This window comes from Streptomyces sp. NPDC096132 (assembly GCF_044763345.1).
GTDB lineage: Bacteria > Actinomycetota > Actinomycetes > Streptomycetales > Streptomycetaceae > Streptomyces.
In genome coordinates, this window is record NZ_JBIWGA010000007.1 from 129,002 (window position 1) to 152,819 (window position 23,818).

The 23,818-nt window shown below is 72.4% G+C and carries 22 protein-coding genes and 1 tRNA gene; 14 read left to right on the plus strand and 9 right to left on the minus strand.

What is annotated here, in order from left to right; genetic code table 11:
- Positions 1-77 precede the first annotated feature (77 nt).
- Positions 78-151 (plus strand) — tRNA-Trp (locus tag ACIRF9_RS18500).
- 14 nt (positions 152-165) lie between these two features.
- On the opposite strand, the gene ACIRF9_RS18505 is transcribed toward ACIRF9_RS18500, so the two are convergent.
- The 5 genes from ACIRF9_RS18505 to ACIRF9_RS18525 form a co-directional block, all read right to left on the minus strand.
- The gene (locus tag ACIRF9_RS18505) at positions 166-999 is read right to left on the minus strand and encodes a hypothetical protein (protein WP_403822783.1); all 834 of its coding nucleotides are present in this window, start codon (positions 997-999) and stop codon (positions 166-168) included.
- A gap of 410 nt (positions 1,000-1,409) precedes the next feature.
- Positions 1,410-2,384 carry an acyl-ACP desaturase gene (locus ACIRF9_RS18510; protein ID WP_403822785.1) on the minus strand — a complete coding sequence of 325 codons (975 nt, stop codon included), beginning with the start codon at positions 2,382-2,384 and terminating at the stop codon, positions 1,410-1,412.
- A gap of 221 nt (positions 2,385-2,605) precedes the next feature.
- On the minus strand, positions 2,606-3,382 hold the full coding sequence (gene ddaH / locus ACIRF9_RS18515; protein WP_403822788.1) for a dimethylargininase: 777 nt from the start codon (positions 3,380-3,382) through the stop codon (positions 2,606-2,608).
- A gap of 161 nt (positions 3,383-3,543) precedes the next feature.
- Complete coding sequence (locus tag ACIRF9_RS18520; protein ID WP_403822791.1) at positions 3,544-5,166, minus strand: ABC-F family ATP-binding cassette domain-containing protein; 1,623 nt, start codon at positions 5,164-5,166, stop codon at positions 3,544-3,546.
- 334 nt (positions 5,167-5,500) lie between these two features.
- The gene (locus ACIRF9_RS18525; protein WP_403822794.1) at positions 5,501-5,917 is read right to left on the minus strand and encodes an SsgA family sporulation/cell division regulator; all 417 of its coding nucleotides are present in this window, start codon (positions 5,915-5,917) and stop codon (positions 5,501-5,503) included.
- A 225-nt stretch (positions 5,918-6,142) separates the two neighbouring features.
- Between ACIRF9_RS18525 and ACIRF9_RS18530 the strand changes: the two genes are divergently transcribed.
- From ACIRF9_RS18530 to mmpA, 4 genes are all read left to right on the plus strand, one after another.
- Complete coding sequence (locus ACIRF9_RS18530) at positions 6,143-7,249, plus strand: WD40/YVTN/BNR-like repeat-containing protein (protein ID WP_403822797.1); 1,107 nt, start codon at positions 6,143-6,145, stop codon at positions 7,247-7,249.
- A 58-nt stretch (positions 7,250-7,307) separates the two neighbouring features.
- Positions 7,308-7,640 (plus strand): plasmid stabilization protein, encoded by a 333-nt coding sequence (locus ACIRF9_RS18535; protein ID WP_403822800.1) that lies wholly within the window; start codon positions 7,308-7,310, stop codon positions 7,638-7,640.
- 59 nt (positions 7,641-7,699) lie between these two features.
- Positions 7,700-8,395: an endonuclease V gene (locus ACIRF9_RS18540; RefSeq protein WP_403822803.1), complete on the plus strand. Its 696-nt coding sequence runs from the start codon at positions 7,700-7,702 to the stop codon at positions 8,393-8,395.
- Between the two features lie 141 nt (positions 8,396-8,536).
- Positions 8,537-8,683 (plus strand): morphogenic membrane protein MmpA, encoded by a 147-nt coding sequence (gene mmpA, locus ACIRF9_RS18545; protein WP_403823609.1) that lies wholly within the window; start codon positions 8,537-8,539, stop codon positions 8,681-8,683.
- A gap of 126 nt (positions 8,684-8,809) precedes the next feature.
- Here mmpA and ACIRF9_RS18550 read toward each other — a convergent pair whose 3' ends face one another.
- Positions 8,810-9,982 carry a saccharopine dehydrogenase family protein gene (locus tag ACIRF9_RS18550; protein WP_403822806.1) on the minus strand — a complete coding sequence of 391 codons (1,173 nt, stop codon included), beginning with the start codon at positions 9,980-9,982 and terminating at the stop codon, positions 8,810-8,812.
- A 111-nt stretch (positions 9,983-10,093) separates the two neighbouring features.
- Here ACIRF9_RS18550 and ACIRF9_RS18555 point away from each other — a divergent pair, with 111 nt between their 5' ends.
- The 5 genes from ACIRF9_RS18555 to ACIRF9_RS18575 all read left to right on the plus strand — a co-directional run bounded on the left by ACIRF9_RS18555 (position 10,094) and on the right by ACIRF9_RS18575 (position 16,579).
- Positions 10,094-10,474 (plus strand): MmcQ/YjbR family DNA-binding protein, encoded by a 381-nt coding sequence (locus ACIRF9_RS18555; protein WP_403822809.1) that lies wholly within the window; start codon positions 10,094-10,096, stop codon positions 10,472-10,474.
- A gap of 127 nt (positions 10,475-10,601) precedes the next feature.
- On the plus strand, positions 10,602-11,807 hold the full coding sequence (locus ACIRF9_RS18560; protein WP_403822812.1) for a CaiB/BaiF CoA transferase family protein: 1,206 nt from the start codon (positions 10,602-10,604) through the stop codon (positions 11,805-11,807).
- A gap of 3 nt (positions 11,808-11,810) precedes the next feature.
- Positions 11,811-13,025 (plus strand): acetyl-CoA C-acetyltransferase, encoded by a 1,215-nt coding sequence (locus ACIRF9_RS18565; RefSeq protein WP_403822815.1) that lies wholly within the window; start codon positions 11,811-11,813, stop codon positions 13,023-13,025.
- Positions 13,026-13,066: 41 nt separating this feature from the next.
- Positions 13,067-15,244 (plus strand): 3-hydroxyacyl-CoA dehydrogenase NAD-binding domain-containing protein, encoded by a 2,178-nt coding sequence (locus ACIRF9_RS18570; protein WP_403822819.1) that lies wholly within the window; start codon positions 13,067-13,069, stop codon positions 15,242-15,244.
- A gap of 132 nt (positions 15,245-15,376) precedes the next feature.
- Positions 15,377-16,579, plus strand: coding sequence for an acyltransferase family protein (locus tag ACIRF9_RS18575; RefSeq protein ID WP_403822822.1), 1,203 nt, complete (start codon positions 15,377-15,379; stop codon positions 16,577-16,579).
- On the opposite strand, the gene ACIRF9_RS18580 is transcribed toward ACIRF9_RS18575, so the two are convergent.
- On the minus strand, positions 16,573-17,301 hold the full coding sequence (locus ACIRF9_RS18580; RefSeq protein ID WP_403822825.1) for a MerR family transcriptional regulator: 729 nt from the start codon (positions 17,299-17,301) through the stop codon (positions 16,573-16,575). The two genes, ACIRF9_RS18575 and ACIRF9_RS18580, sit on opposite strands and share 7 nt — an antisense overlap.
- 190 nt (positions 17,302-17,491) lie before the next feature.
- Between ACIRF9_RS18580 and ACIRF9_RS18585 the strand changes: the two genes are divergently transcribed.
- The 3 genes from ACIRF9_RS18585 to ACIRF9_RS18595 are packed head-to-tail and all read left to right on the plus strand — an operon-like array spanning position 17,492 to position 20,388.
- On the plus strand, positions 17,492-18,958 hold the full coding sequence (locus tag ACIRF9_RS18585; protein ID WP_403822828.1) for an amino acid permease: 1,467 nt from the start codon (positions 17,492-17,494) through the stop codon (positions 18,956-18,958).
- A 42-nt stretch (positions 18,959-19,000) separates the two neighbouring features.
- Positions 19,001-19,492, plus strand: a complete 492-nt coding sequence (locus ACIRF9_RS18590; RefSeq protein ID WP_403822831.1) for a macro domain-containing protein — start codon at positions 19,001-19,003, stop codon at positions 19,490-19,492.
- Positions 19,489-20,388 carry a PfkB family carbohydrate kinase gene (locus ACIRF9_RS18595; protein WP_403822834.1) on the plus strand — a complete coding sequence of 300 codons (900 nt, stop codon included), beginning with the start codon at positions 19,489-19,491 and terminating at the stop codon, positions 20,386-20,388. The genes ACIRF9_RS18590 and ACIRF9_RS18595 overlap by 4 nt, the downstream gene beginning before the upstream one ends.
- A 21-nt stretch (positions 20,389-20,409) precedes the next feature.
- On the opposite strand, the gene ACIRF9_RS18600 is transcribed toward ACIRF9_RS18595, so the two are convergent.
- Complete coding sequence (locus ACIRF9_RS18600) at positions 20,410-20,577, minus strand: hypothetical protein (RefSeq protein WP_403822837.1); 168 nt, start codon at positions 20,575-20,577, stop codon at positions 20,410-20,412.
- Between the two features lie 185 nt (positions 20,578-20,762).
- Between ACIRF9_RS18600 and ACIRF9_RS18605 the strand changes: the two genes are divergently transcribed.
- A complete protein-coding gene (locus ACIRF9_RS18605) occupies positions 20,763-22,706 on the plus strand; it encodes a Xaa-Pro dipeptidyl-peptidase (protein ID WP_403822840.1) in 1,944 nt (647 codons plus the stop codon).
- 93 nt (positions 22,707-22,799) lie between these two features.
- Here ACIRF9_RS18605 and ACIRF9_RS18610 read toward each other — a convergent pair whose 3' ends face one another.
- On the minus strand, positions 22,800-23,768 hold the full coding sequence (locus tag ACIRF9_RS18610) for an FAD-dependent oxidoreductase (RefSeq protein ID WP_403822843.1): 969 nt from the start codon (positions 23,766-23,768) through the stop codon (positions 22,800-22,802).
- Positions 23,769-23,818: the final 50 nt, after the last annotated feature.

Below are 23,818 nucleotides of genomic sequence, written 5' to 3' on the forward strand. Positions count from 1 at the left end.
GCCGTGCTTCCCCCGGTGCCTCATTGGTAGCAGGCCGCACTGACAACGGGCCAAGGCATTACGCTCTGCGGCAAGGGCGGGGCCGTAGCGCAGAGGCAGGCGCACCGGTCTCCAAAACTGGAACACGCTGGTTCGAATCCAGCCGCCCCGTCCCCTCGGCCGTGGTCATGCGAGGGCGCCGGCCGTCACCACCAGCTCGGGTGCAGTCCCGTGGAAGGTCTGGGCGATCTGGGCCAGCACGGCCCAGGCCTCCTCGCGCCCGCCCAGGTGCTTCCGGACGAGCGGGCGCAGCGCGTCCTCGGCGTCGTGGACGCGGTGCGGGAACATCAGCCGGCCCATGGCCAGGACTTCGAGGACCCGGACCGCCGGGCGGTGCGCGGTCGCGTACTCGGCGGGGCCGTCGAGTACGCCCGCCTCTCGCACCCGGTGGGTGAACCTGGCGTGCGAGCCGAACTGGGCGCGCAGCGCGGGCGGGCAGTCCGGGCGCACGGACAGGACCCAGCGCGTGTAGCCGGGCAGCGGTTGCTCGGAGTCGGCTGCGGTGACCGTCTCCCAGTCGTCCCGGGTCAGCACCATGGAGCCCGCCGCGCGGGCGCGGGTCAGGGAGTCCGCCGCGCGCAGGGAGCCGACGAGGCCGAGGCGGACGTAGCTCTCCGGGACGTCGGGTTCCTGCTCCCGCAGCGAGCGATCCACCGGTACGGGCTCGGTGCGGCCGGGACCGAAGGGCACCCCTCGGGCGACCGCCCGGCGCAGGCCCGCGTTCTGGCCGAGGCGCGGCCAGGCCAGGACGTTCAGCTCAGGATCGTCCTGTTCCAGCACCCACAGTGCGACGGACGACGGTACGGGGGACCAGCCCCAGGCACGCCTGATCCGTCGCCGGTCCAGTCCGGGGGCCTCGTCCTGGGGCAGCCCGACGCGCGCCCGGACGCGCGCGGAGGTGTCCTCGTCGGCCAGGCCGACCAGGAAGCCGACCGCCAGCCGTGTCGTGTCGTCCAGCATGGCGGCATGATGCCGCAGCGGACCAACAGGACGCACCGCCAATTCGACGCGCCCCACGCGCGGCGCTACGGGCCCCGGCGCACGCCGCAGATCACGTCCCGGCGCCCGCCGCGGACCAGGCTCCGGCGCTCGCCGCAGATCATGTCCCCGCGCCCGCCGCGGAGCTGGCTCCGGCGCGGCGTGCGCCGTGTGGATCAGGATCCGGCGCGTGCCGCGGTTCAGGCCCGTGCAAGCCGCGGACCAGGTCCCGGCCCGCGCTGCAGACCGGGTCGGCGCTCGCCGCAGATCATGTCCCGGCGCCCGCAGGGGAGCTGGCTCCGGAGCCCGCGCAGGGCGGGTCGGCGCACGCCGCAGATCATGTCTCCGCCCGCGCCGCGGACCAGGCTCCGGCGTGGCGTGCGCCGTGTGGATCAGGCTCCGGCGCGGGCCGCCATCCGGGCCTTGCGTGCGGCCAGCTTCTCGTCGAACTTCGCGGCCTCCGAGTCCAGGCCGCCCAGGAACAGGCCCAGCTCCTCCTGGGCCTGGCGGCCCTCGGCGCCGAGGCCGTCGATGTCCATGACCTTGAGGTGGCGCAGGACGGGCTGGAGGACGTCGTCGTGGTGGATGCGCAGGTTGTAGACCTCGCCGATCGCCATCTGCGCGGCGAACCGCTCGAAGCCGGGCATGCCGTGGCCGGGCATGCGGAAGTTCACGATGACGTCCCGCACGGCCTGCATGGTGAGGTCGGGGGCGAGCTCGAAGGCGGCCTTCAGCAGGTTGCGGTAGAAGACCATGTGCAGGTTCTCGTCGGTCGCGATGCGGGCCAGCATGCGGTCGCAGACCGGGTCGCCGGACTGGTGGCCGGTGTTGCGGTGCGAGATGCGGGTCGCGAGCTCCTGGAAGGCGACGTAGGCGACCGAGTGGAGCATCGAGTGGCGGTTGTCCGACTCGAAGCCCTCGCTCATGTGCTCCATCCGGAACCGCTCCAGCTTGTCCGGGTCCACCGCGCGCGAGGCGAGCAGGTAGTCGCGCATCACGATGCCGTGCCGGCCCTCCTCGGCGGTCCAGCGGTGCACCCAGGTGCCCCAGGCGCCGTCCCGGCCGAACAGGGAGGCGATCTCGTGGTGGTAGCTGGGGAGGTTGTCCTCGGTGAGGAGGTTCACCACGAGCGCGATACGGCCGATCTCGGTGACCTTGGACTGCTCCTTGTCCCAGGCCTCGCCGTCCTCGAAGAGCCCGGGGAAGTTGCGGCCGTCGCTCCAGGGCACGTACTCGTGCGGCATCCAGTCCTTGGCGACCTTCAGATGCCGGTTGAGTTCGGTCTCGACCACTTCCTCCAGCGCGTACAGCAGCTTGGCGTCGGTCCAGACGGCGGGGCTGCCGAGGTGAGGGGAGGTGATCGTCACGAGGTACTCCAGGGGGACAGGGAAAAACGGAGCAGAACACTCCGGCGCGCGGCACCGGAACCTACGGGATCGTAGGCTACGAATCCGTAGGTTACGAAGCCGTAGGTTAAGTTCGTTGTAAAGATCGCTGATCAGCCAGGCTTCGCAAAGGAATTCGGGACATCCGGAAGAGCCCCGGGATCCGCAGGTCCCGGAGCTGAGAAGGTGATCCGCTCACCCACTCAGGCGTACAGCTCCCGCAGCCGGACCGAGAGGCATGTCACACAGCCCTCGAGCTTCTCGAACTCGCTGATGTCGACCACGACGGGCTCGAACCCGAGATCGGTGAAGAGCTCCGCCGTCTTCGGCGCGCTCGCCGCCATGAGCAGCTTGGGACCGCCCAGCAGCACCACGTGCGAGCCGGCCTCCTCGGGCACCGACAGGAACCGCGGGAACAGCGAGGGCCGGTCCACCTTCGGGATGTGCCCGATCACCGTGCCGTCGGGCAGCGCGGTGACCGCCGACTTCAGGTGCAGCACCTTGCTCACCGGTACGCCGACCACCCGCGCCCCCAGCGGCTCGAACGCGGCCCGCACCTGCTGCAGCCCGGCGGCGTTGGTCCGCCCGCCCCGCCCGACGTAGATCGTGTCGCCGATCTTCAGCACGTCCCCGCCGTCCAGCGTGCCCGGCTCCCAGATCCAGTTCACCGAGCAGCCCAGCCGGGCCACGGCCTCCTCGACCCCGTCGGTCTCGTCCCGCCGGGACTCGGCGCCCGAGCGCGCGATCAGCGCCACGTTCCGGTACATGACCACCGTGTCCTCGACGAACACGGAGTCCGGGCAGTCCTCGGCCGGATCGACCTCGATGGTCTCCCAGCCGTGCGCGCGCAGCGCCTCCCCGTATGCCTCCCACTGCTCCAGGGCGAGCTCCGGATCGACCTTCTCCCGCTCGATGTGGGTCACCAGACCGTCGGCGAGGCGGGGGCCGGGGCGGCGGACGAGGGCCTTCTTGCTGGGCACGGACGGGTCTCCGAATCGGCGGTGGCTCGGGCCCGTACCGGCGGATCGCACCGCGGGCCCGACCGGCGCCCCTGACAAGGCGCCGGTCCGCCATCATGCAGCGCCGGTCCACCAGGACAAAACCCCTGTCGCCCGGCTGTGCCCCTCCTGAGACCGCGGGCCTAGGCCGGACCGGCCACCTCCTCGAGGCTGCTCTCCCGCACCTCCCCGTCCAGCAGCAGCCAGCGGGTGATGCCGATCGACTCCAGGAAGGGCAGGTCGTGGCTGGCCACGACGAGGGCACCCTCGTAGGACTCCAGGGCCGTGGTGAGCTGCCGGACGCTCGCCATGTCGAGGTTGTTCGTCGGCTCGTCCAGCATCAGCAGCTGGGGAGCCGGCTCGGCGAGCATCAGCGCCGCCAGGGCCGCCCGGAAGCGTTCCCCGCCGGAGAGCGTGCCCGCCTTCTGGTCGGCGCGGGCGCCCCGGAACAGGAAGCGGGCGAGCCGGGCCCGGACCCGGTTGTTGGTGGCGCCCGGCGCGAACCGCGCCACGTTCTCGGCGACGGTCGACTCGTCGTCGAGGACGTCCAGGCGCTGCGGCAGGAACCGCAACGGCACGTGCGCGTGCGCCTCGCCCGCGAGCGGCGCCAGCTCCCCGGCGATGGTGCGCAGCAGGGTCGTCTTGCCCGCGCCGTTGCGTCCGACCAGCGCCACCCGCTCCGGGCCGCGCAGTTCCAGACCGCCCGCCACGCGCGCGCCGTACGCGAGCTCCAGGTCCCGCAGGGTGAGGACGTCCCGGCCCGGCGGGACGGCCGTGTACGGCAGGTCGACGCGGATCTCGTCGTCGTCCCGTACGGCCTCCACGGCCTCGTCGAGCCGCTCCCTCGCCTCGGTGAGCCGCTCCTCGTGCAGGATGCGGTGCTTGCCCGCGGACTCCTGCGCCGCACGCTTGCGCGCCCCCATGACGATCTTCGGCTCGCGCTTCTGGTCCCACATCTTCTGCCCGTACCGCTTGCGGCGGGCCAGTTTGACCTGGGCGTCGGCCAGTTCGCGCTTCTGCTTGCGGAAGTCGGCCTCGGCGACGCGCACCATGCGCTCGGCGGCCTCCTGTTCGGTGGCGAGGGCCTCCTCGTAGGCGGAGAAGTTGCCGCCGTACCAGGTGATCTCCCCGGCGCGCAGGTCGGCGATCTGGTCGACGAGGTCCAGCAGTTCCCGGTCGTGGCTGACCACGACCAGCACGCCCGGCCAGGACGCGACGGCCGCGTACAGCCGGCGCCGGGCGTACAGGTCGAGGTTGTTGGTCGGCTCGTCGAGCAGCAGGACGTCCGGGCGGCGCAGCAGCAGCGCGGCCAGCCGCAGCAGGACGGACTCACCGCCCGACACCTCGCCGACGGTGCGGTCCAGACCGACGTGGCCGAGGCCGAGTTCGCCGAGGGCGGCCAGGGCGCGCTCCTCCACGTCCCAGTCGTCGCCGACGGTCTCGAAGTGCTCCGCGCAGACGTCGCCGGCCTCGATGGCGTGCAGGGCGGCGCGCTGTACGGCGATACCGAGGGCCTCGTCGACCCTCAGCCCGGTGTCCAGCGTGACGTTCTGCGGGAGGTAGCCGACCTCGCCCGCGACCCGCACGGTGCCGTCGGAGGGGCTGAGCCGTCCGGCGATCAGCTTCAGCAGGGTCGACTTTCCGGAGCCGTTGACGCCGACGAGCCCGGTGCGGCCGGGGCCGAAGGCGACGTCGAGGTCCTCGAAGACGGCGGTGCCGTCGGGCCAGGAGAAGGCGAGGGAGGAACAGGTGATGGATCGTGTCATGAGGGGCCTCGCGGTGGCGTGTGCGGTCAGGGGCAGACGCGTGTCGAGACACCGGAGGGCGGCGACCACCGCGGGAGCGGGGAGCGCGGGGGCATGCAGAAAGCCCTGTTGCGCAAGGACGGCTCGAACGCCGAGGTCGCACGCAGCGCCCACACGTGGGTGGGGCGAGGTGTCTCAGGACCTCAGACGAGCAACGTCCTTCTCCAATCGACGGCAACAGGACCGCTTCAGACGATAGGAGGGGCCGGCAGCCCCGTCAAAGGATTAAAAAGGCGCCGCAGCAAGGGAGTCGACGCGAGGGAGCCGCGCGGGCGACGGGAAGGGCCGCCGAGGATCAGCAGGCGTCCCGCATGAGCTCCGCCAGGTCGTGGTCGAGGTCGAGCTGGAGGTGCTCCAGACCGACCGGCACCAGCTCGCCGGCGGCCCGCAGGAAGCGGCGGATGTCCGCCGAGTGGACGTGCACGACGGCGGTGCCCTCGGGGGCGTGGAACTCCAGCACCGTGCGGTCGTACCCGTACGGGCGGACGCGGACGTCGCCGTGGCCCTCGGCCTCTTCGAGGCCGGCGGCCAGCAGTTCGCGGGCGAACGTCCAGCAGACCTCGACGCCCTCCAGGGTCGCCGGCGCCGGGAAGGTCATGCGGACGGCGAAGGGATCGCGCCGGTCGTAGTGCAGCATGGCGGGGATGCTCGGCATCCGAGGCGCGGCGGCGACCAGGCGGGCCTCTACGGGCTGCTCGATGACGGTGGACAACGCCTTGCTCCCTTGCTGAGGACGGTCGGGACTTCCGGGCGGGTGGGGCCGGACACAGGAAGAGACGCTGGAACCGGCCGATCCGTGCACACCGATTCCGAGTGACCTCGGTCACCGCCTTTCATGCACGGGAGTGACGCATCTCTTCTGCCGTGTCCGGTAGGGCGGTTGAGGCGAGCGAGGGCCTCTGGACGCCACCGGTGCCGTGGGCTAGCTTCCCCCGCCATGAGGCGCTTGGGGAAGACGCGACGCACGGTAAGGACGGTAAGAACAGCGCGGGGGAGGGCGTGGGCGGCCGCGGCGGTCGCCGCGGCGGCACTGGCCGCGCTGACCGCCGTCCCGGCACAGGCCCACGGCGATCCGCACTGGGCGCTCAAGGACACCGGCAGCGCCTCCGTGCGCTTCCGGGGGCTGTCCGCGGTGGACCGGCACACCGCGTGGGTGTCCGGAACCCAGGGCACCGTGCTGCGCACCACCGACGGTGGGGCGAGCTGGCGGAACGTCTCTCCGCCCGGCGCGGCCGACCTGCAGTTCCGGGACATCGAGGCGTTCGACGCGCGCCGCGCGGTGGTGCTCGCGATCGGCGAGGGCGAGGCCTCGCGCGTGTACCGCACGGAGGACGGCGGAGCGACCTGGACGGAGTCCTTCCGCAACACCGACGCGAAGGCCTTCTACGACTGCCTGACCTTCTTCGACCGCCGCCACGGCCTCGCCATGAGCGACCCGGTGGACGGGAGGTTCCGCATCCTGTCGACCAGTGACGGCGGCCGTTCCTGGAAAGTGCTGCCGGACAAGGGCATGCCGGCCGCGCTGGACGGCGAGGCGGGCTTCGCGGCCAGTGGCCAGTGCCTGGTCTCCTCCGGCCCGAAGGACGTCTGGCTGGCCACCGGCGGAGCCGCACGCGCGCGTGTGATGCACTCCGCCGACCGCGGCCTGACCTGGACGGTCACGGACACCCCCGTCCCGGCGGGCGATCCCGCGCGCGGGGTCTTCGCCCTCGCCTTCCGCGACCGCGCCCACGGCCTCGCCGTCGGCGGCGACTACCGCGCCGACCAGCCCTCCCCGCGGTCCGCCGCCGCTACGGGCGACGCAGGCCGCACCTGGCGCCCCGCGGCCACCCCGCCGCCCGCCTACCGCTCCGGCGTGACCTGGCTCCCGCACAGCCGCACCGCCGCCCTCGCCGTCGGGCCCACGGGCACCGACCTGACCACCGACGCCGGCCGCACCTGGCGCACCGTCGACACCGGCTCGTACGACACCGTGGACTGCGCTCCCGACCTCGGCTGCTGGGCCGCCGGTGAACAAGGGCGGGTGGCACGCCTGGAGAACTGACCGAATTCGGGGTACCCGGACCGCGGACAGGAAGCGCACCCGGAAGGAGTGAGCGCACATGCCACGCGGTTCCAGCCCCAAGCGGGAGCGCCAGTACGAGCACATCAAGAAGAGCGCGCAGGACCGGGGCGAGAGCACCGACCGCGCGGAGGAGATCGCCGCGCGGACGGTCAACAAGGAACGCGCCCGGTCCGGCGAGTCGAAGACCGCCAGCCGCACCTCCACGCAGGACATGTCGTCCGGCAGGCGGGGCGGCCTGCGGTCCGGCAAGGGCTCCCAGGGGCCCACGTACGACCAGCTCTACGAGGAGGCCAAGCAGCGAGGCATCAAGGGCCGTTCGGACATGAACAAGAGCCGGCTGCAGCGCGCCCTGGGCGGCAGGAAGAGCTGACGGGGCGCCGGGAACCCGATCGCGGGCCCGCGCGCGGGAGCCGTACGCTCGTCCCCATCATGACGACTGTAGGCATTCCCGCGGGCTGGCCCGCGACCGAGGAGGAGGCCCGCGCCGTCCAGGACGAGCTGCGGGCCGAGGTGGTGCTCGACGAGCCGGGGCCGCCGCCCGGCACGGGACAGGTGACGGGGGTGGACGTCGCCTACGACGACGAGCGGGACGTCGTCGCGGCCGCGGCCGTCGTGCTGGACGCGGCGAGCCTCGACGTCGTCGCCGAGGCCACCGCCGTGGGACGGATCTCGTTCCCCTACGTGCCCGGCCTGCTCGCCTTCCGGGAGCTCCCCACCGTGCTGGCCGCCCTCGACGCCCTGCCCTGCCCGCCCGGCCTGGTCGTCTGCGACGGCTACGGTCGTGCGCACCCGCGCCGCTTCGGTCTCGCCGGCCACCTCGGCGTCCTCACCGGCCTGCCCACGATCGGCGTCGCGAAGAACCCCTTCACCTTCACGTACGACGACCCGGACGCACCGCGCGGATCCTCCTCGTCGCTGCTCGCCGGGAGCGAGGAGGTGGGGCGTGCCCTGCGCACCCGGGCGGGCGTCAAGCCGGTCTTCGTCTCCGTCGGCCACCGCGTGTCCCTGGAGAACGCCTGCGCCCACACCCTCGCCCTGACCCCGCGGTTCCGCCTCCCGGAGACGACCCGCAGGGCCGACTCACTGTGCCGCCGGGTGCTCCAGGAGGCGACGACCCGCCCCTGACCCGTCTCCGGGGCAGGGTGCCGAGTACGCCGTTTGAGTACGTCGCCTGAGTACGTCGTCTGAGTATCCGTACGGATGTGCGCCCCGCCCGCCGCCCGCGAGGCTGTGCCCATGACGACCCACCGCATGACCACGCACCGCATGCCCACGCACCGTGCCCCGAAGCCTCTCGCCGACCCGAACCGGCCCGTCGAGCGCGCCGTGAACGCCGCCCTCGTCCTCGCCGTCCTGGCGGGCCTCGGCTGGATCGTCGGGATGGTCTACACGCTCGTCCAGTGGCCGATGTGAGCTTCGCCCTCCAGTCGGCTGAAGGCGAAGTCGATCCCTCGGATGCGGAACATCGCCACATCCACCCGGCCACCCGCGCCCATGGGGCGCCATCGCTTTCCTGCGACTTGGTCCGCCGGGCAGGCCCTACCGGCTCGCCGCCACCCGGAACCGGATGCCCGCGCGGATCAGCCGCTCGGTCAGCGCGTCGCCCATCGCCACCGCCGTGGTGACCTGTCCGGCCGTCGGCGGAAGATCGTCGCAGGCCAGGGCCAGTGCTCCCTCGGCGAACATCTTCGCCGTCTCGTCGTAGCCGGGGTCGCCGCCCGAGACCTCCGTGTACACCCGCCGGCCACCGCCCTCGCCGACGAACCTGACCGAGAACCAGCTGCGGGCCCGCTTCTGCGCGCTCGGCCCCTCCCCGGGCTTGAGCCGGTCCGACAGCCAGCGCCGGGCGGGGGGCAGCTGGGCGGCCGCGACGAGCGTCCCGACGGCCGCGACCCCGCCCACGGCGACCGGCAGCCGCCGTACGGCCGCGTAGTGGCGGTAGCGGAAGTCGGGGCCGTAACGTTCCAGCGCCTTCGCCGACCGGCGCACGATCTGCGGGTCCACGGTCGGCAGCGGCAGTGCCCAGGCGCCGACCTCCGGGGCGAACCGGGGCGCGCCGACCGGCGCCGAGGCCCGCCGGCCCACCAGGCGCGGCTCGTGCCGGCCCCGGTCCCGCGCTGCGGCGGCCATCTGCCGCCCGCGCGCGAACTGGCCCAGCGCGGAGGCGAACGTCCCGCCCGAGAAGGTCGCGTCGACCGTCACGAACCCGTCCACCGTCAGCGGCACGCCCTGCGGCAACTGTCGGACGGTGAAGTACACGCCCAGGTCGTGCGGGACGGAGTCGAAGCCGACGGCGTGCACCAGCCGCGCACCGGTCTCCCGCGCGCGTGCGTCGTGCCGGACGTACATCAGGTCCAGGAACTCCGGCTCGCCGCTGAGGTCCAGGTAGTCGGCGCCGGTGTCCGCGCAGGCGGCCACGAGCTCCTCGCCGTACTCCACGTAGGGGCCGACGGTCGTGGCCACCACGCGCGCGTGCTCCGCGAGGGCCCGCAGCGACGCCGCGTCCGAGACGTCGGCCGTCAGCACCCCGGGCGCCCCGCCGAGCCGTTCGCGCAGCCGCTCCAGCTTCTCCTCGCTGCGGCCGGCGATCGCCCAGCGCAGATCCTCGGGCGCGTGGGCGGCGAGGTACTCGGCGGTGAGCGTCCCGACGAATCCGGTCGCACCGAAGAGCACGATGTCGTACGGACGATCCGTCCTCTTTAGCCTGCTCATGACACCCCTTGCCCGTTCATGACACCTCTTGGTCCCGCAGCCCGCGCCGCTGTCGGTGGCTGAGGCTAGCGTGAGGAGTGCGGAGGCCGACGACGAGCCCGGAGGCAGCAGGTGGCCGTGGACAGGAACGCCCTGAAGAAGTGGGAGAAAGTACGCGAGTTCGCGCTCGGGATGCCGGGCACGACCGAGGAGTTCCCGTGGGGCGAGACGGTCGCCAAGGTCAACAAGAAGGTGTTCGTCTTCCTGGGCGTCGACGACGGCAGCCACCCGCTGGGCGTCACCGTCAAGCTCGGGGACGAGACGGCCCACGCCCACGCGCTGGCCTCCCCGGGCGCCGAACCCGCAGGTTACGGCCTGGGCAAGGCGGGCTGGGTGAGCGTCCCCCTGGAGCAGAAGGGCGCCCCGCCGGCCGAGCTGCTGTGCGACTGGGTCGAGGAGAGCTACCGCACGGTCGCACCCAAACGGCTCATAGCGGAGCTGGACGCCCGCTGAGCAGGCGCTCCTCGGAGGCTTCGCGTCTAGACTGGCTAAGCGCTTGCTCGCTCAGCTCTTGTGCCCACTGGAACACGTTCTTAACATCACGGGTGTTACATCGGTTGTGTCACAGCAAGGGGGCTGGATGACGACGGCACGCACGTCCGGGCACGGCCCGCTGGCCGGGGTGCGCGTGGTGGAGCTCGCCGGGATCGGTCCCGGCCCCTTCGCCGCGATGCTCCTCGCCGACCTCGGCGCCGACGTCGTACGCGTGGACCGCCCCGGCGGCCCCTCCCTCGCCGTCGACCCGGCCTACGACATCACCAACCGCAACAAGCGCTCGGTGGTCGTCGACCTCAAGGCACCGGACGGCCCCGCGCGCGTGCTCGACCTGGCCGCCCGCGCCGACGTGCTGATCGAGGGCAACCGGCCCGGTGTCGCCGAGCGGCTGGGCGTGGGCCCCGAGGACTGCCACGCCCGCAACCCCCGGCTGGTCTACGGCCGGATGACCGGCTGGGGCCAGGAGGGCCCCCTCGCCCACCGCGCCGGCCACGACATCGCCTACATCGCGCTCACCGGCACCCTGGGCATGATCGGCACCCCGGACACACCCCCGCCGGCCCCCGCCAACCTGCTCGGCGACTACGCCGGCGGCTCCCTCTACCTCGTCGTCGGCGTCCTCGCCGCCCTCCACCACGCGCGCGCGACCGGCACGGGCCAGGTCGTCGACGCGGCGATCGTGGACGGCACCGCCCACCTCTCGGCCATGATCCACGGCATGCTCGCCGCCGGCGGCTGGCGCGACCGGCGCGCCGCCAACCTCCTGGACGGCGGCTGCCCGTACTACGGCACCTACGAGACCGCCGACGGCGGGTACATGGCGGTCGGCGCCCTGGAACCGCAGTTCTACGACGAGTTCACGGACCTCCTCGGCCTCGGGGACTTCCGCGACGCCCGCCGGGACTGGACCCGCTGGGGGGAACTGCGCGAGGCCGTCGCCGCCCGCTTCAAGGCCCGTACCAGGGACGAGTGGGCGGCGCTCTTCGAGGGCTCCGACGCGTGCGTGGCGCCTGTGCTGTCGCTGCGCGAGGCCCCGCACCACCCGCACCTCGCGGCCCGCGGCACCTTCACCGACCACGGCGGCATCACCCAGCCGGCCCCCGCGCCCCGCTTCTCCGCCACCCCCACGGCCGTACGCTCCGGCCCCGCGCAGCCCGGCGCCGACACCCGCGAGGTGGCCCGGGACTGGGACCTGCCGGGGCTCACCGGCGACCTCGCGCAGACCCCCGTGAACGACCTCCCCCAGCAGGGCGACCGACCCGGTCCGGCCCACCCTCCCCGAAAGGCTTGACCAGTGAGCACCGAAGCGTACGTGTACGACGCGATCCGCACCCCGCGCGGGCGCGGCAAGGCGAACGGCGCCCTGCACGGCACGAAGCCCATCGACCTCGTCGTCGGCCTCATCCACGAACTGCGGAGCCGCTTCCCGGGCCTCGACCCGGCCGCGATCGACGACATCGTCCTCGGCGTCGTCGGCCCCGTCGGCGACCAGGGCTCCGACATCGCCCGGATCGCGGCGATCGCCGCCGGACTGCCGGACACGGTGGCGGGCGTGCAGGAGAACCGCTTCTGTGCCTCGGGTCTGGAGGCCGTCAACCTGGCCGCCGTCAAGGTCCGTTCGGGCTGGGAGGACCTCGTCCTCGCGGGCGGTGTGGAGTCGATGTCCCGGGTGCCGATGGCCTCCGACGGCGGCGCCTGGTTCAACGACCCGATGACCAACCTCGCCGTCAACTTCGTGCCGCAGGGCATCGGCGCCGACCTCATCGCCACCATCGAGGGCTTCTCCCGCCGTGACGTCGACGAGTACGCGGCCCTGTCGCAGGAGCGGGCGGCGACGGCCTGGAAGGAGGGCCGTTTCGACCGCTCGGTGGTCCCGGTCAAGGACCGCAGCGGTCTGGTCGTCCTCGACCACGACGAGCACCCGCGCCCCGGCACCACCGCCGACTCCCTCGCGGCGCTGAAGCCCTCCTTCGCCGACATCGGCGAACTGGGCGGCTTCGACGCGGTGGCGCTGCAGACGTACCACTGGGTGGAGAAGATCGACCACGTCCACCACGCGGGCAACTCCTCCGGCATCGTCGACGGCGCCTCCCTGGTCGCGATCGGCTCCAAGGAGGTCGGCGAGCGCTACGGCCTCACCCCGCGCGCGCGGATCGTCTCCGCCGCCGTCTCCGGGTCCGAGCCGACCATCATGCTCACCGGCCCCGCGCCCGCCACCCGCAAGGCCCTCGCGAAGGCCGGTCTGACCATCGACGACATCGACCTCGTCGAGATCAACGAGGCGTTCGCCGCGGTCGTGCTGCGGTTCGTGAAGGACATGGGCCTGTCCCTGGACAAGGTCAACGTCAACGGCGGCGCCATCGCCCTCGGCCACCCCCTCGGCGCCACCGGCGCGATGATCCTCGGCTCCCTCGTCGACGAACTGGAGCGCCAGGACAAGCGCTACGGCCTCGCGACCCTCTGCGTGGGCGGCGGCATGGGCATCGCCACGATCGTCGAACGCATCTGAAATCCCCGGCGGAACCAACAGACTTCTACGGAGACCCTGTCATGACCGAGAGCACCACCATCCGCTGGGAACAGGACCGCACCGGCCTCGTCACCCTCGTCCTCGACGACCCGAACCAGTCCGCGAACACCATGAACGCGGCGTTCCGCGCCTCCCTCGCCGCGGTAACCGACCGCCTGGAGGCCGAGAAGGACACCATCCGGGGCATCATCTTCACCTCGGCCAAGAAGACCTTCTTCGCCGGCGGCGACCTGCGCGACCTGATCCGTGTCACGCCCGAGACGGCCCAGGAGCTGTTCGAAGGCGGCCTGGAGATCAAGCGCAACCTCCGCCGCATCGAGACCCTCGGCAAGCCGGTCGTCGCCGCCCTCAACGGCGCGGCCCTGGGCGGCGGCTACGAACTCGCCCTCGCCTGCCACCACCGCGTCGCCCTCGACGCCCCCGGCTCCAAGATCGGCTGCCCCGAGGTCACGCTCGGCCTGCTCCCCGGAGGAGGCGGCGTCGTACGCACGGTGCGCCTGCTGGGCATCGCGGACGCCCTGCTGAAGGTCCTCCTCCAGGGCACCCAGTACAGCCCGCAGCGGGCTCTGGAGAACGGCCTGATCCACGAGGTCGCCGCCACCCCCGAGGAACTCCTCGCCAAGGCCCGCGCCTTCGTCGACGCCAATCCCGAGTCCCAGCAGCCCTGGGACAAGCCCGGCTACCGCATCCCGGGCGGCACACCCGCCAACCCGAAGTTCGCCGCCAACCTGCCCGCCTTCCCGGCGACCCTGCGCAAGCAGACCAACGGCGCGCCCTACCCGGCCCCGCGGGGCATCCTTGCTGCGGCCGTCGAGGGCGCCCAGGTCGACTTCGAGACCGCGCAGGTCATCGAGGCCCGCTACTTCGTCGAGCTCGCGGCGGGCCAGACCTCGAAGAACATGATCCAGGCGTTCTTCTTCGACCTCCAGGCCGTCAACTCCGGCGCCAACCGCCCCAAGGGCGTCGAGTCCCGCCAGGTCCGCAAGGTGGCCGTCCTCGGCGCCGGGATGATGGGCGCCGGCATCGCCTACTCGTGCGCCCGCGCGGGCATCGAGGTCGTCCTGAAGGACGTCTCGCTCGAGGCCGCCGTCAAGGGCAGGGGCTACTCCGAGAAGCTGTGCGCCAAGGCCGTCTCCCGGGGCCGTACGACCCAGGAGAAGGCGGACGCCCTGCTCGCCCGCATCACCCCCACCGCGGACCCCGCCGACCTGGCCGGCTGCGACGCCGTCATCGAGGCCGTGTTCGAGGACACCACCCTCAAGCACAAGGTCTTCCAGGAGATCGAGCACGTCGTCGCCCCCGACGCCCTGTTGTGCTCCAACACCTCCACCCTCCCCATCACGGCTCTCGCCGAGGGCGTCGAGCGCCAGGACGACTTCATCGGCCTGCACTTCTTCTCGCCCGTCGACAAGATGCCGCTCGTCGAGATCATCAAGGGCGAGCGCACCGGCGACGAGGCGCTCGCCCGCGCCTTCGACCTGGTCCGGCAGATCAAGAAGACCCCGATCGTCGTCAACGACTCGCGCGGCTTCTTCACCTCCCGGGTGATCGGCCACTTCATCAACGAAGGCGTCGCCATGGTCGGCGAGGGCATCGAGCCCGCGTCCATCGAACAGGCGGCGGCCCAGGCCGGCTACCCCGCCAAGGTGCTCTCCCTCATGGACGAGCTGACGCTCACCCTTCCGCAGAAGATCCGCCGCGAGTCGAAGCGGGCCGTCGAGGAGGCCGGCGGCACCTGGTCCGCCCACCCCGCCGAGGCCGTCATCGACCGCATGGTGGACGAGTTCGGCCGCACCGGCCGCAGCGGGGGAGCGGGCTTCTACGAGTACGGCGAGGACGGCAGGCGCGCCGCCCTGTGGCCGGGCCTGCGCGAGCACTTCACGCGCGCGGGTGCCGAGATCCCCTTCCGGGACATGCAGGAACGCATGCTGTTCTCGGAGGCCCTCGACACCGTCCGGCTCCTCGAAGAGGGCGTCCTGACGTCCGTCGCCGACGCCAACATCGGCTCGCTGTTCGGCATCGGCTTCCCCGGCTGGACCGGCGGTGTCCTGCAGTACATCAACGGCTACGACGGAGGCCTCCCCGGATTCGTGGCACGCGCGCGTGAGCTCGCCGAACGCTACGGCGACCGCTTCGCCCCGCCCGCGCTGCTGGTGGAGAAGGCGGAGCGGGGGGAGACCTTCACCGACGCCCGCTGACCGCACTCCATGAGCCGGACTCCGTAACCCCTGCCGGGCTTGCGGGGTTCGGCTCGTGGGCCCCGCCGCGTAACGCTCCTCGCGCTCCGGTCCAAGAACAGCCGTAGGACCTCCCGGGAGAAAGAGACGCGAGTGAACGGCGCGCAGCGGTCACGGTTGGACTGGCTCGACGCGCTCCGCGCCGTCGCGGCACTCGTGGTGGTCCTCGACCACGCGTCCCGCACCTTCATGCCGGAGTTCCGGCGGGACCTCATGCCGCACTTCAACACCAGCCGCTACGGGATCATGGTGTTCTTCTTCGTGAGCGGCTACATCATCCCCGCCTCACTGGAGCGCCGGGGCTGCGTCCGCAGCTTCTGGACCGGCCGGATCTTCCGCCTCTACCCCCTGTGGGCGCTCGCCGTCGGCGCGGTCCTCGTCCTCGACCTCGCGGGTGTCGCCCGGGTCCGTGGCGACTTCGGCGGGGAGAGCACGGTGAGCGTGGCCGTCGCCCATGTCACCCTGCTCCAGGAACTGCTGGGGACGCCCAACCTGCTGCTCGTCCTGTGGACGCTGTCCTACGAGATGGCCTTCTACCTGCTGGTCGTCGCCCTCTTCACGGTCCGCCGGCACGACCGGTCCGCATCGGTCGCCATGAGCCTGGCGGTACTCGCCGCCGTCGCCGCGGTGGCGGGCGCCGGCCTGCCGGTCTCCGCCCTCGCCGGCCTGATCGGCACCGGTCCGCTGATCGCGCTCACCGCTGCCGCCATGGCCCTCGCCCTGTGCTGCGCGAGCGCCGGACCGCCCGCCCTGCGCGTGGCCGGGGGAGTGCTGGGCGGGATTCTCGCGCTCGCCCTGGTGGCGTTCGACAGCACGGTGCCGCAGTGGGAGAGCCTGGTCGTCCTCGCCGTGATGTTCCTCGGCACCGCCGTCCACCGGGCGGAACACGGCGGGAGCACCTGGCGGGTCGCGGCCCGTACGGCGGCCGTGGTGCTGGTCTGCGCGGTGGGCAGCGCCTGGTCCTACGGCGACGGCGCCTACTTCACCCGGCGCGGCTGGATCACGGCGTTCCTGCTGGCCGCGCTCACCTTCGGCGCCGGACTCGCGGTGCGCAGGCGGCGGATCCCGCGGGCCGCGGCCGCGCTGGGTGTGATCAGCTACTCGGTCTACCTGCTGCATCCGGTGCTGCTCGCCGCGGTCGACGGCACGATCGGCCGGGAGCGGCGGGACCACCCCTTGCTCCTGGTGTCCTTCTTCGCCGTACTGCTGCCGCTGTGCGTACTGACCCACCGCTGGGTCGAGGTGCCGGGCCAGTCATGGGGCCGCAGACTGACCCGCCGCATGAACCGTCACTGATCCCGGGAGCCCTGTCCGTCCTGTCCGTCCCGCCCCGACCACTGGCGCAGCTCGTCCCTGAGCGACCGCTGGAACGTCGTCAGCAGGGCCTGCACCACCAGGGGATGCATCTGGGCGGTCAGCGACCGCACGTCCTCCGTGTCCCGCTCGGCCACCGCCTCCCGCAGCAGCCCGGACAGCTCCTGCGCCGCCACGCGCGCGTGCTCGATCAGCGCGGTGCGGGCCGCGAGGATCACCTCCTGCGACAGCGCTACGTCCAGCAGCCGCACCCCGAGCGGCAGCAGACCGGTGTCGACACGGAACGAACCGGCCCCGTCGGCCTCGACGATGTCCATCGCCACCAGGCGCGCCACGTCCTCCTCGGACAGCGGCCGCCCCGCCCGCCGCCTGAGCTCCTCCCCGGACACCGTCTCGACGGTGTCCGGGGCCCAGGAGGCCACGACCGCCCGGTGCACGGCGAGATCGTGCGCGTCGAGACCGGGCGGCAACTGCCCCAGATAGCGCTCGATCGCCGCCAGCGTCATGCCCTGCCGCTGCAGTTCCTCGATCAGCGCGAGACGCGCGAGGTGCTCCGGGCCGTAGTGCCCCACCCGGCGCGGACCGATCACCGGCGGCGGCAGCAGCCCCTTGGTGCTGTAGAAGCGGACGGTGCGCACCGTCACCCCCGCGCGGGCGGCCAGCTCGTCGACCGTGAGGGGCGGCCCATCGGTGTCGATCGTCATGCGCAGCAGTATCGCCGCCGCGGCGGCGGCCGTGTGAGAAGTAACGCTCTGTGACGCGGGACACGTGTGATCGCAGAGGGCTCTGGGAAGCTGCTGCCTTGGTCCGCGCCCCTACCCGGGAGCCGCCGGCCACGACAGTACGGACACCCGGACGCACAACGCCCGGGCGCACCAGAGAACGGAACCACCCGTGAGCAAGGACGCCGTGCACACGGCCGAAGTCGCCGCCCACCCCCAGGCGACCACGACGCCCGCGGACGCGGGCGACGCCGGTTACAGCAAGGACCTCAAGCACCGCCACGTCAACATGATCGCCATCGGCGGCGCCATCGGCACCGGCCTCTTCCTCGGCGCGGGAGGACGCCTGCACAACGCGGGCCCCGCGCTCGCCCTCGCCTATCTCGTCTGCGGCGTCTTCGCCTTCTTCGTCGTCCGCGCCCTCGGCGAGCTGGTCCTGTACCGGCCCTCCTCCGGCTCGTTCGTGTCGTACGCGCGCGAGTTCCTCGGCGAGAAGGGCGCCTATGTCGCCGGCTGGATGTACTTCCTGAACTGGTCGACGACCGGCATCGCCGACATCACCGCGATCGCGCTCTACACGCACTACTGGAGCATGTTCACCAGCATCCCGCAGTGGCTGCTCGCGCTCGTCGCCCTCGCGGTGGTCCTGGCGGTGAACCTGATCTCGGTGAAGATCTTCGGCGAGATGGAGTTCTGGTTCTCCGTCGTCAAGGTCGCCACCCTCGTCGCCTTCATGTGCGTCGGCATCTTCCTGCTCGCCACGCGGCACGAGGTCGGCGGCGGGACCCCCGGTCTGCACGTGATCAGCGACAACGGCGGTGTCCTCCCGCACGGCCTGATGCCCGTCGTCCTGGTCATGCAGGGCGTGATCTTCGCGTACGCCGCCCTGGAACTGGTCGGCGTCGCCGCCGGCGAGACCGCCGAGCCGGAGAAGGTCGTCCCGCACGCGGTGAACTCGATCATGTGGCGCGTCGGCCTGTTCTACGTCGGCTCCGTCGTCCTGCTCGCCCTGCTGCTGCCCGGCTCGGTCTACTCGGCCGACGAGAGCCCCTTCGTCACCGTCCTGTCGAAGATCGGCGTCTCGGGCGCCGGTGACGTGATGAACCTGGTGGTCCTCACCGCCGCCATGTCGTCGCTGAACTCCGGCCTGTACTCCACCGGCCGCATCCTGCGCTCCATGGCCATGGCGGGCTCGGCCCCGAAGTTCACCGCCCGCATGAACCGCAGTCAGGTCCCCTACGGCGGCATCCTGCTGACCTGCGCCGTCTGCGTCCTCGGTGTCGGCCTGAACTTCGTCATGCCGAGCCAGGCCTTCGAGATCGTGCTGAACATCGCCTCCCTCGGCATCATCAGCACCTGGGTGATCATCATGGTCTGCCACCTGGTCTTCGTCCGCCGCGCCCGGGCGGGCCTGGTCGAGCGGCCCTCCTTCCGGCTGCCCGGCAGCCCGGTCACCGAGATCGTCACGATCGCCTTCCTGCTCGCCGTCCTCGGCCTGATGTGGAACGACCCCGAGGTCGGCCGCAAGACCCTCCTGCTGATCCCGGTGATCGCGGCCGCCCTGGTCGGCGGCTGGTTCGGGGTGCGCGGGCGGGTGTCCCAGGCGGCGGACCGGGAGCTGGCCGACCTGACGAAGTAGCAGGTCAGGGCCACTGTCAGTGGCATCGCCTACGGTGGCGTCATGTCGGAGGAGATCACGTATGTCCGGGGTGACGCCACCGTTCCGTCGGTGAAGGGCGTCAAGGTGATCGCCCATGTCTGCAACGACATCGGGGGATGGGGGAAGGGCTTCGTCCTGGCGCTCTCGCGCCGCTGGCCGGAGCCGGAGGCGGCCTACCGCGCCTGGCACCGTGAGCGCGCCTCCAACGACTTCGGTCTGGGTGCGGTCCAGCTCGTCCAGGTGAAGCCCGACGTGTGGGTCGCCAACATGGTGGGCCAGCGCGGCATCCGCACGGGCAGCAAGGGCGTCCCCGTGCGCTACGAGGCGATCGACACGGCCCTGTCCCGCCTGGCCGACCCGGTGATCGAACTCGGTGCGTCGGTGCACATGCCCCGGATAGGCTGCGGCCTGGCCGGCGGCAAGTGGTCCCGCGTCGAACCGCTCGTCACCGAGCGGCTCGTGCGACGGGGCATCGCGGTGACGGTGTACGACCACGGGGAGGGCGGGAGTTGAGCCGTGACACGGACGTCCTGGTGCTGGGCGGCGCGGGCGTGGACACCGTCATCCCGGTGCCGGAGCTGCCGCTCCCGTACGCCGACAGCTACATGATCGACAGCGGGATCCGCACCCGCGCCGGTCACACCGGTGACTTCGTCGCCGTGGGCCTGGCCGCCCTCGGCCTGCGCACCCACCACCTGGACTTCCTCGGCGACGACCCCGAGGGCGACCTGGTCCGCGCCCTGCACCGGGAGAAGGGCATCGCCCTCACCGCGATCCCGCAGCCCGCGGGCACCAAGCGCGCCGTCAACCTGGTCGGCCCCGACGGCCGACGGCTCTCCCTCTACGACACGAGCCGCGCGCACGACGGAGACCGGCTCCCCGAGTCCGTGGTCCGGTCCCTGGCCGAGGCGAGCCGGCACGTCCACGTCTCCATCACCCACCCCTGCGCCTTTGCCCTGCCCGTGCTGCGCGAGACGGGCGTGCCCCTCTCCACCGACCTGCACGACTGGGACGGGGAGAACCCCTACCACGAGCCCTTCGCGTACGCGGCGGACGTCGTGTTCGTCTCCGCCGCCGCCCTCACCGACCCCGAGGCCACCATGCGCCGCATCGTCGAGCGGGGCCGCGCCGAAGTGGTCGTCGCCACGGCCGGCGCCGAGGGCGCCCATCTGCTGGCGGACGGCGAGTCGACCCGCATACCGGCCGCCGCGCCTCCCGCGCCGGTGGTCGACTCCAACGGCGCGGGCGACGCGTTCGCCGCCGCCTTCCTGTTCGGCCGCCTCAACGGCGAACCGCCGTCGCGGTGCGCACAGTACGGCGCGGCGGCCGGGGCGTACGCCTGTACGATCCCGGCCGCACAGAGCGCGGCCCTGTCCCACGAGGCGCTCCTGGCGGCGCTCGACCGCTGACCCCGTCGGCGGACGTCCCGGCTACTTGCGCCGCGCGGCGGTCAGCCCGATCACACCGACGATGGCGAGAGGAGCTCCCAGCAGGCCCAGGACGGGTACGCCCGCGATCAGGCCGATACCGACACAGAGCGCGCCGATCCCGGTCAGCACCCGCCACACTCCCTCGTTGCCGTTCTGCGCGCCTGCCATGACCTCTCCCCTCGGTCTCCATGACTCCTTCACGCCTTGTTACCCAAAGCCGCCTCGGGTCAGACAGGAGTTCGGGGAGCGGGTGTCCGCCGTCGCGCGGTGCCGGGTGACGGAGACTCAGGGCGCACAGCGGACCCTCAGATGCCCTCTTCTGCACGGGAGTTGACCGAGGTACCGTCCCGCGCATGCCGATACGCATGCGCTTCACGATCTGGAGACCGCTCGCGACCGTCGCCATCATCCTTCTGCTGGCGACCTTCCTCACCCCGGCAGCCGCCCACGGCACCCCGCGCGAGAGCCGGCCCGTCTACTCCTACGCGAACGCGATCCGCGAGGCCGTCTGGGTCGACACCGGACTCGACGGCGACGGGGACGGCAAGCGGGACCGCGTCGCCGTCGACATCGTCCGCCCCCGCGAACCCGCCGCACAGGGCCGCAAGGTGCCCGTCATCATGGACGCCAGCCCCTACTACTCCTGCTGCGGCCGCGGCAACGAGAGCCAGCGCAAGACGTACGACGCCGCCGGCAACGTCGTCCGGATGCCGCTGTTCTACGACAACTACTTCGTCCCGCGCGGCTACGCCTTCGTCGGCGTCGACCTCGCCGGCACCAACCGCTCCGACGGCTGCGTCGACGTCGGCGGCCGCTCCGACATCCTCTCCGCGAAGGCCGTCGTCGACTGGCTGAACGGCCGCGCCAGGGCGTACACCACCCGCACCGGCACCACCACCGCCAAGGCGCGCTGGACCAACGGCAGAACCGGCATGATCGGCAAGAGCTGGGACGGCACCATAGCCAACGGCGTCGCCGCCACCGGCGTGAAGGGCCTGAAAACCATCGTCCCGATCGCCGGCATCTCCTCCTGGTACGACTACTACTTCGCCCGGGGCGCCCCGCTCTACGACTCCGGCCCCGACTGGCTCTCCGACTACGTCGACAGCCCCGACGCCCGCGCCAAGTGCGCCGCCGTCCAGCGGAAACTCGTAGACGAGGCACCCCGCACGGGCGACTGGACCTCCCTGTGGACCGAGCGCGACTACGTCAAGGACGCGCGCAAGGTGAAGGCGAGCGTCTTCCTCGTCCACGGTCTGCAGGACCTCAACGTCCGCACCAAGCACTTCGGCCAGTGGTGGGACGCCCTCGCGAAGAACGGCGTGGAGCGCAAGCTCTGGCTCTCCCAGACCGGTCACGTCGACCCGTTCGACTTCCGCCGAGCCGCCTGGGTCGACACCCTCCACCGCTGGTTCGACCACGAACTCCTCGGCTACGACAACGGCATCGACCGTGAGCCGATGGCCGACGTCGAACGCCACCCCGACCAGTGGGTCACCTCCGAGGTCTGGCCGCCGCGCGGCACCCAGCCCACCACCCTGCGCCCCGCCACCGGCAGCCGGCCGGGCGTCGGCACCCTCGGCCTGCGCGGGGGAACCGGCACCGAGACCTTCACCGACGACCCGCGGCTGAGCGAGACCGACTGGGCCGCGCGGATCGACACCCCGACCCCCGACAAGGCCGGATTCGTCACCGGGCCGCTCACCCGCGACCTGCGCCTGTCCGGCTCCTCCGAGGTCACCGTCACCGCCACCCCGACCACCGCGACCGCCCACCTCAGCGCCGTCCTGGTCGACCTCGGCCCCGACACCGTCCGCGACTACGCGGCGAGCGGCGAGGGCATCACCACCCTTACCGACCGCACCTGCTGGGGCGAGAGCACGGCCGGCGACAGCGCCTGCTTCAAGGAGACCAGGGCGAAGACCGCGGACGTCGACTTCACCGTCCTCAGCCGGGGCTGGGCCGACCTCGGCACGTACGCCGACCCCGGCAGGGGCGTCCCGCTCACCCCGGGCCGGGCGTACACCCTCACCCTCGACCTGGCCGCCACCGACCACGTCGTCCCGGCCGGACACCGCCTCGCACTGATCGTCGCGGGCACCGACAAGGACCTCATCGACCCGCCCGCCGACACGGGGGCGCTGACGCTGGATCTGGGCCGTACGTCTGCGCGGGTGCCGGTCGTCGGCGGTAGTGCCGCGTTCACCGCGGCGACTGCGGGGGCGGCGCCGGGCAGGTCCGACTCCGGTCCGCTGGACGGTGTACGTACGCCGCACGGCACGTATCGGATTCCGTAGGGGGTGCTGGGGGTCGTCGGCCGGACGCGGGTTCGTCGTGACTGGTCGCGCCCGCGCGGCGGAGCCGCACATCGACACGGCCCCGCGCCCCTTTCAGGGCGTCGCTGCTGAGGAGGTGGCCAGATTCGCCGCCTCCTCGGCGCAGCCCCAAGCCACCGTCACGCCCGCGCCGCCGTGGCCGTAGTGATGCACCAGGACGCGCCCGTCCGGCAGGTCCTCCCGCTCCAGCCGTACCTCCGGGCGCACCGGCCGCAGCCCCACCCGGTGCTCCAGGATCCGCGCCCCGGCGATCTCCGGCCGCAGCGCCGCGCACCGCCGTACGATCCCCTCGGCCACCGTCGGGTCCGGCTCCAGCGACCAGGCGTCGTCGTCCGCCGTGCCGCCCAGCAGCAGCCGCCCCGGCTGGGGGAACAGGTAGGCCATCGCGCCGTCCGGGGCGGTGGAGACGAGCCAGGTGTCGACGCCGGGGTTCTCCACCACGACCAGTTGCCCCCGCTGGGGCCGTACCGACGCGTCCGCCACCAGGTCCCGCGCGCCGAGGCCCGTGCAGTTGACGACGACCGGCGCGTCGGCCTCCGCCAGATCGGACACCGTCCGCTCCTCGACCGCGCCGCCCGCCCGCAGCAACCGCTCCCGCAGCCACGGCAGATGCACCGCCATGTCGATCAGCGGCAGCCGCGCCCAGACGCCGCTCCCGGCCCCGTACTCCCGCGCGGTGGCCCGGCGCAGTCCGGGCAGCCGGCCCGCCGCCCAGCCCTCGACGTCCGCCAGGTCGGTCTCGCCCATCACCCCGTCGACCAGCCGCACCCCGGTCACCCCGGGCCGCTCGGCCAACTCCTCGTACACCTCCAGCGAGCGCAGCGCCCAGGTCCACGCGGACACCATGGGCTCGATGTGGTACGGCCACCACAGCGCGCCCGCGACGGCCGAGGTGGTCCGCTCGGCCGGCTCCCGCGTCCACACCCGCACCCGCCGGCCCCGCTCGGCGAGCACCACCGCCGTCGCCAGCCCGATGACCCCGCCGCCGACCACCACGACCTCGTCGTTCCCCTGAGAGTCCACGCCCGGACGGTAGCCGACCGCACCCCCGGACGGCGACGGGGAGAAACCGC

Bases quoted from the DNA above. Each gene is read 5' to 3' on its own strand.
- ACIRF9_RS18505 (WP_403822783.1), bottom strand. From the start codon at position 999: ATGCTGGACGACACGACACGGCTGGCGGTCGGCTTCCTGGTCGGCCTG.
- ACIRF9_RS18520 (WP_403822791.1), bottom strand. From the start codon at position 5,166: ATGACACGATCCATCACCTGTTCCTCCCTCGCCTTCTCCTGGCCCGAC.
- ACIRF9_RS18530 (WP_403822797.1), top strand. From the start codon at position 6,143: ATGAGGCGCTTGGGGAAGACGCGACGCACGGTAAGGACGGTAAGAACA.
- ACIRF9_RS18535 (WP_403822800.1), top strand. From the start codon at position 7,308: ATGCCACGCGGTTCCAGCCCCAAGCGGGAGCGCCAGTACGAGCACATC.
- ACIRF9_RS18540 (WP_403822803.1), top strand. From the start codon at position 7,700: ATGACGACTGTAGGCATTCCCGCGGGCTGGCCCGCGACCGAGGAGGAG.
- mmpA (WP_403823609.1), top strand. From the start codon at position 8,537: ATGCCCACGCACCGTGCCCCGAAGCCTCTCGCCGACCCGAACCGGCCC.
- ACIRF9_RS18550 (WP_403822806.1), bottom strand. From the start codon at position 9,982: ATGAGCAGGCTAAAGAGGACGGATCGTCCGTACGACATCGTGCTCTTC.
- ACIRF9_RS18560 (WP_403822812.1), top strand. From the start codon at position 10,602: ATGACGACGGCACGCACGTCCGGGCACGGCCCGCTGGCCGGGGTGCGC.
- ACIRF9_RS18570 (WP_403822819.1), top strand. From the start codon at position 13,067: ATGACCGAGAGCACCACCATCCGCTGGGAACAGGACCGCACCGGCCTC.
- ACIRF9_RS18580 (WP_403822825.1), bottom strand. From the start codon at position 17,301: ATGACGATCGACACCGATGGGCCGCCCCTCACGGTCGACGAGCTGGCC.
- ACIRF9_RS18590 (WP_403822831.1), top strand. From the start codon at position 19,001: ATGTCGGAGGAGATCACGTATGTCCGGGGTGACGCCACCGTTCCGTCG.
- ACIRF9_RS18600 (WP_403822837.1), bottom strand. From the start codon at position 20,577: ATGGCAGGCGCGCAGAACGGCAACGAGGGAGTGTGGCGGGTGCTGACC.
- ACIRF9_RS18605 (WP_403822840.1), top strand. From the start codon at position 20,763: ATGCCGATACGCATGCGCTTCACGATCTGGAGACCGCTCGCGACCGTC.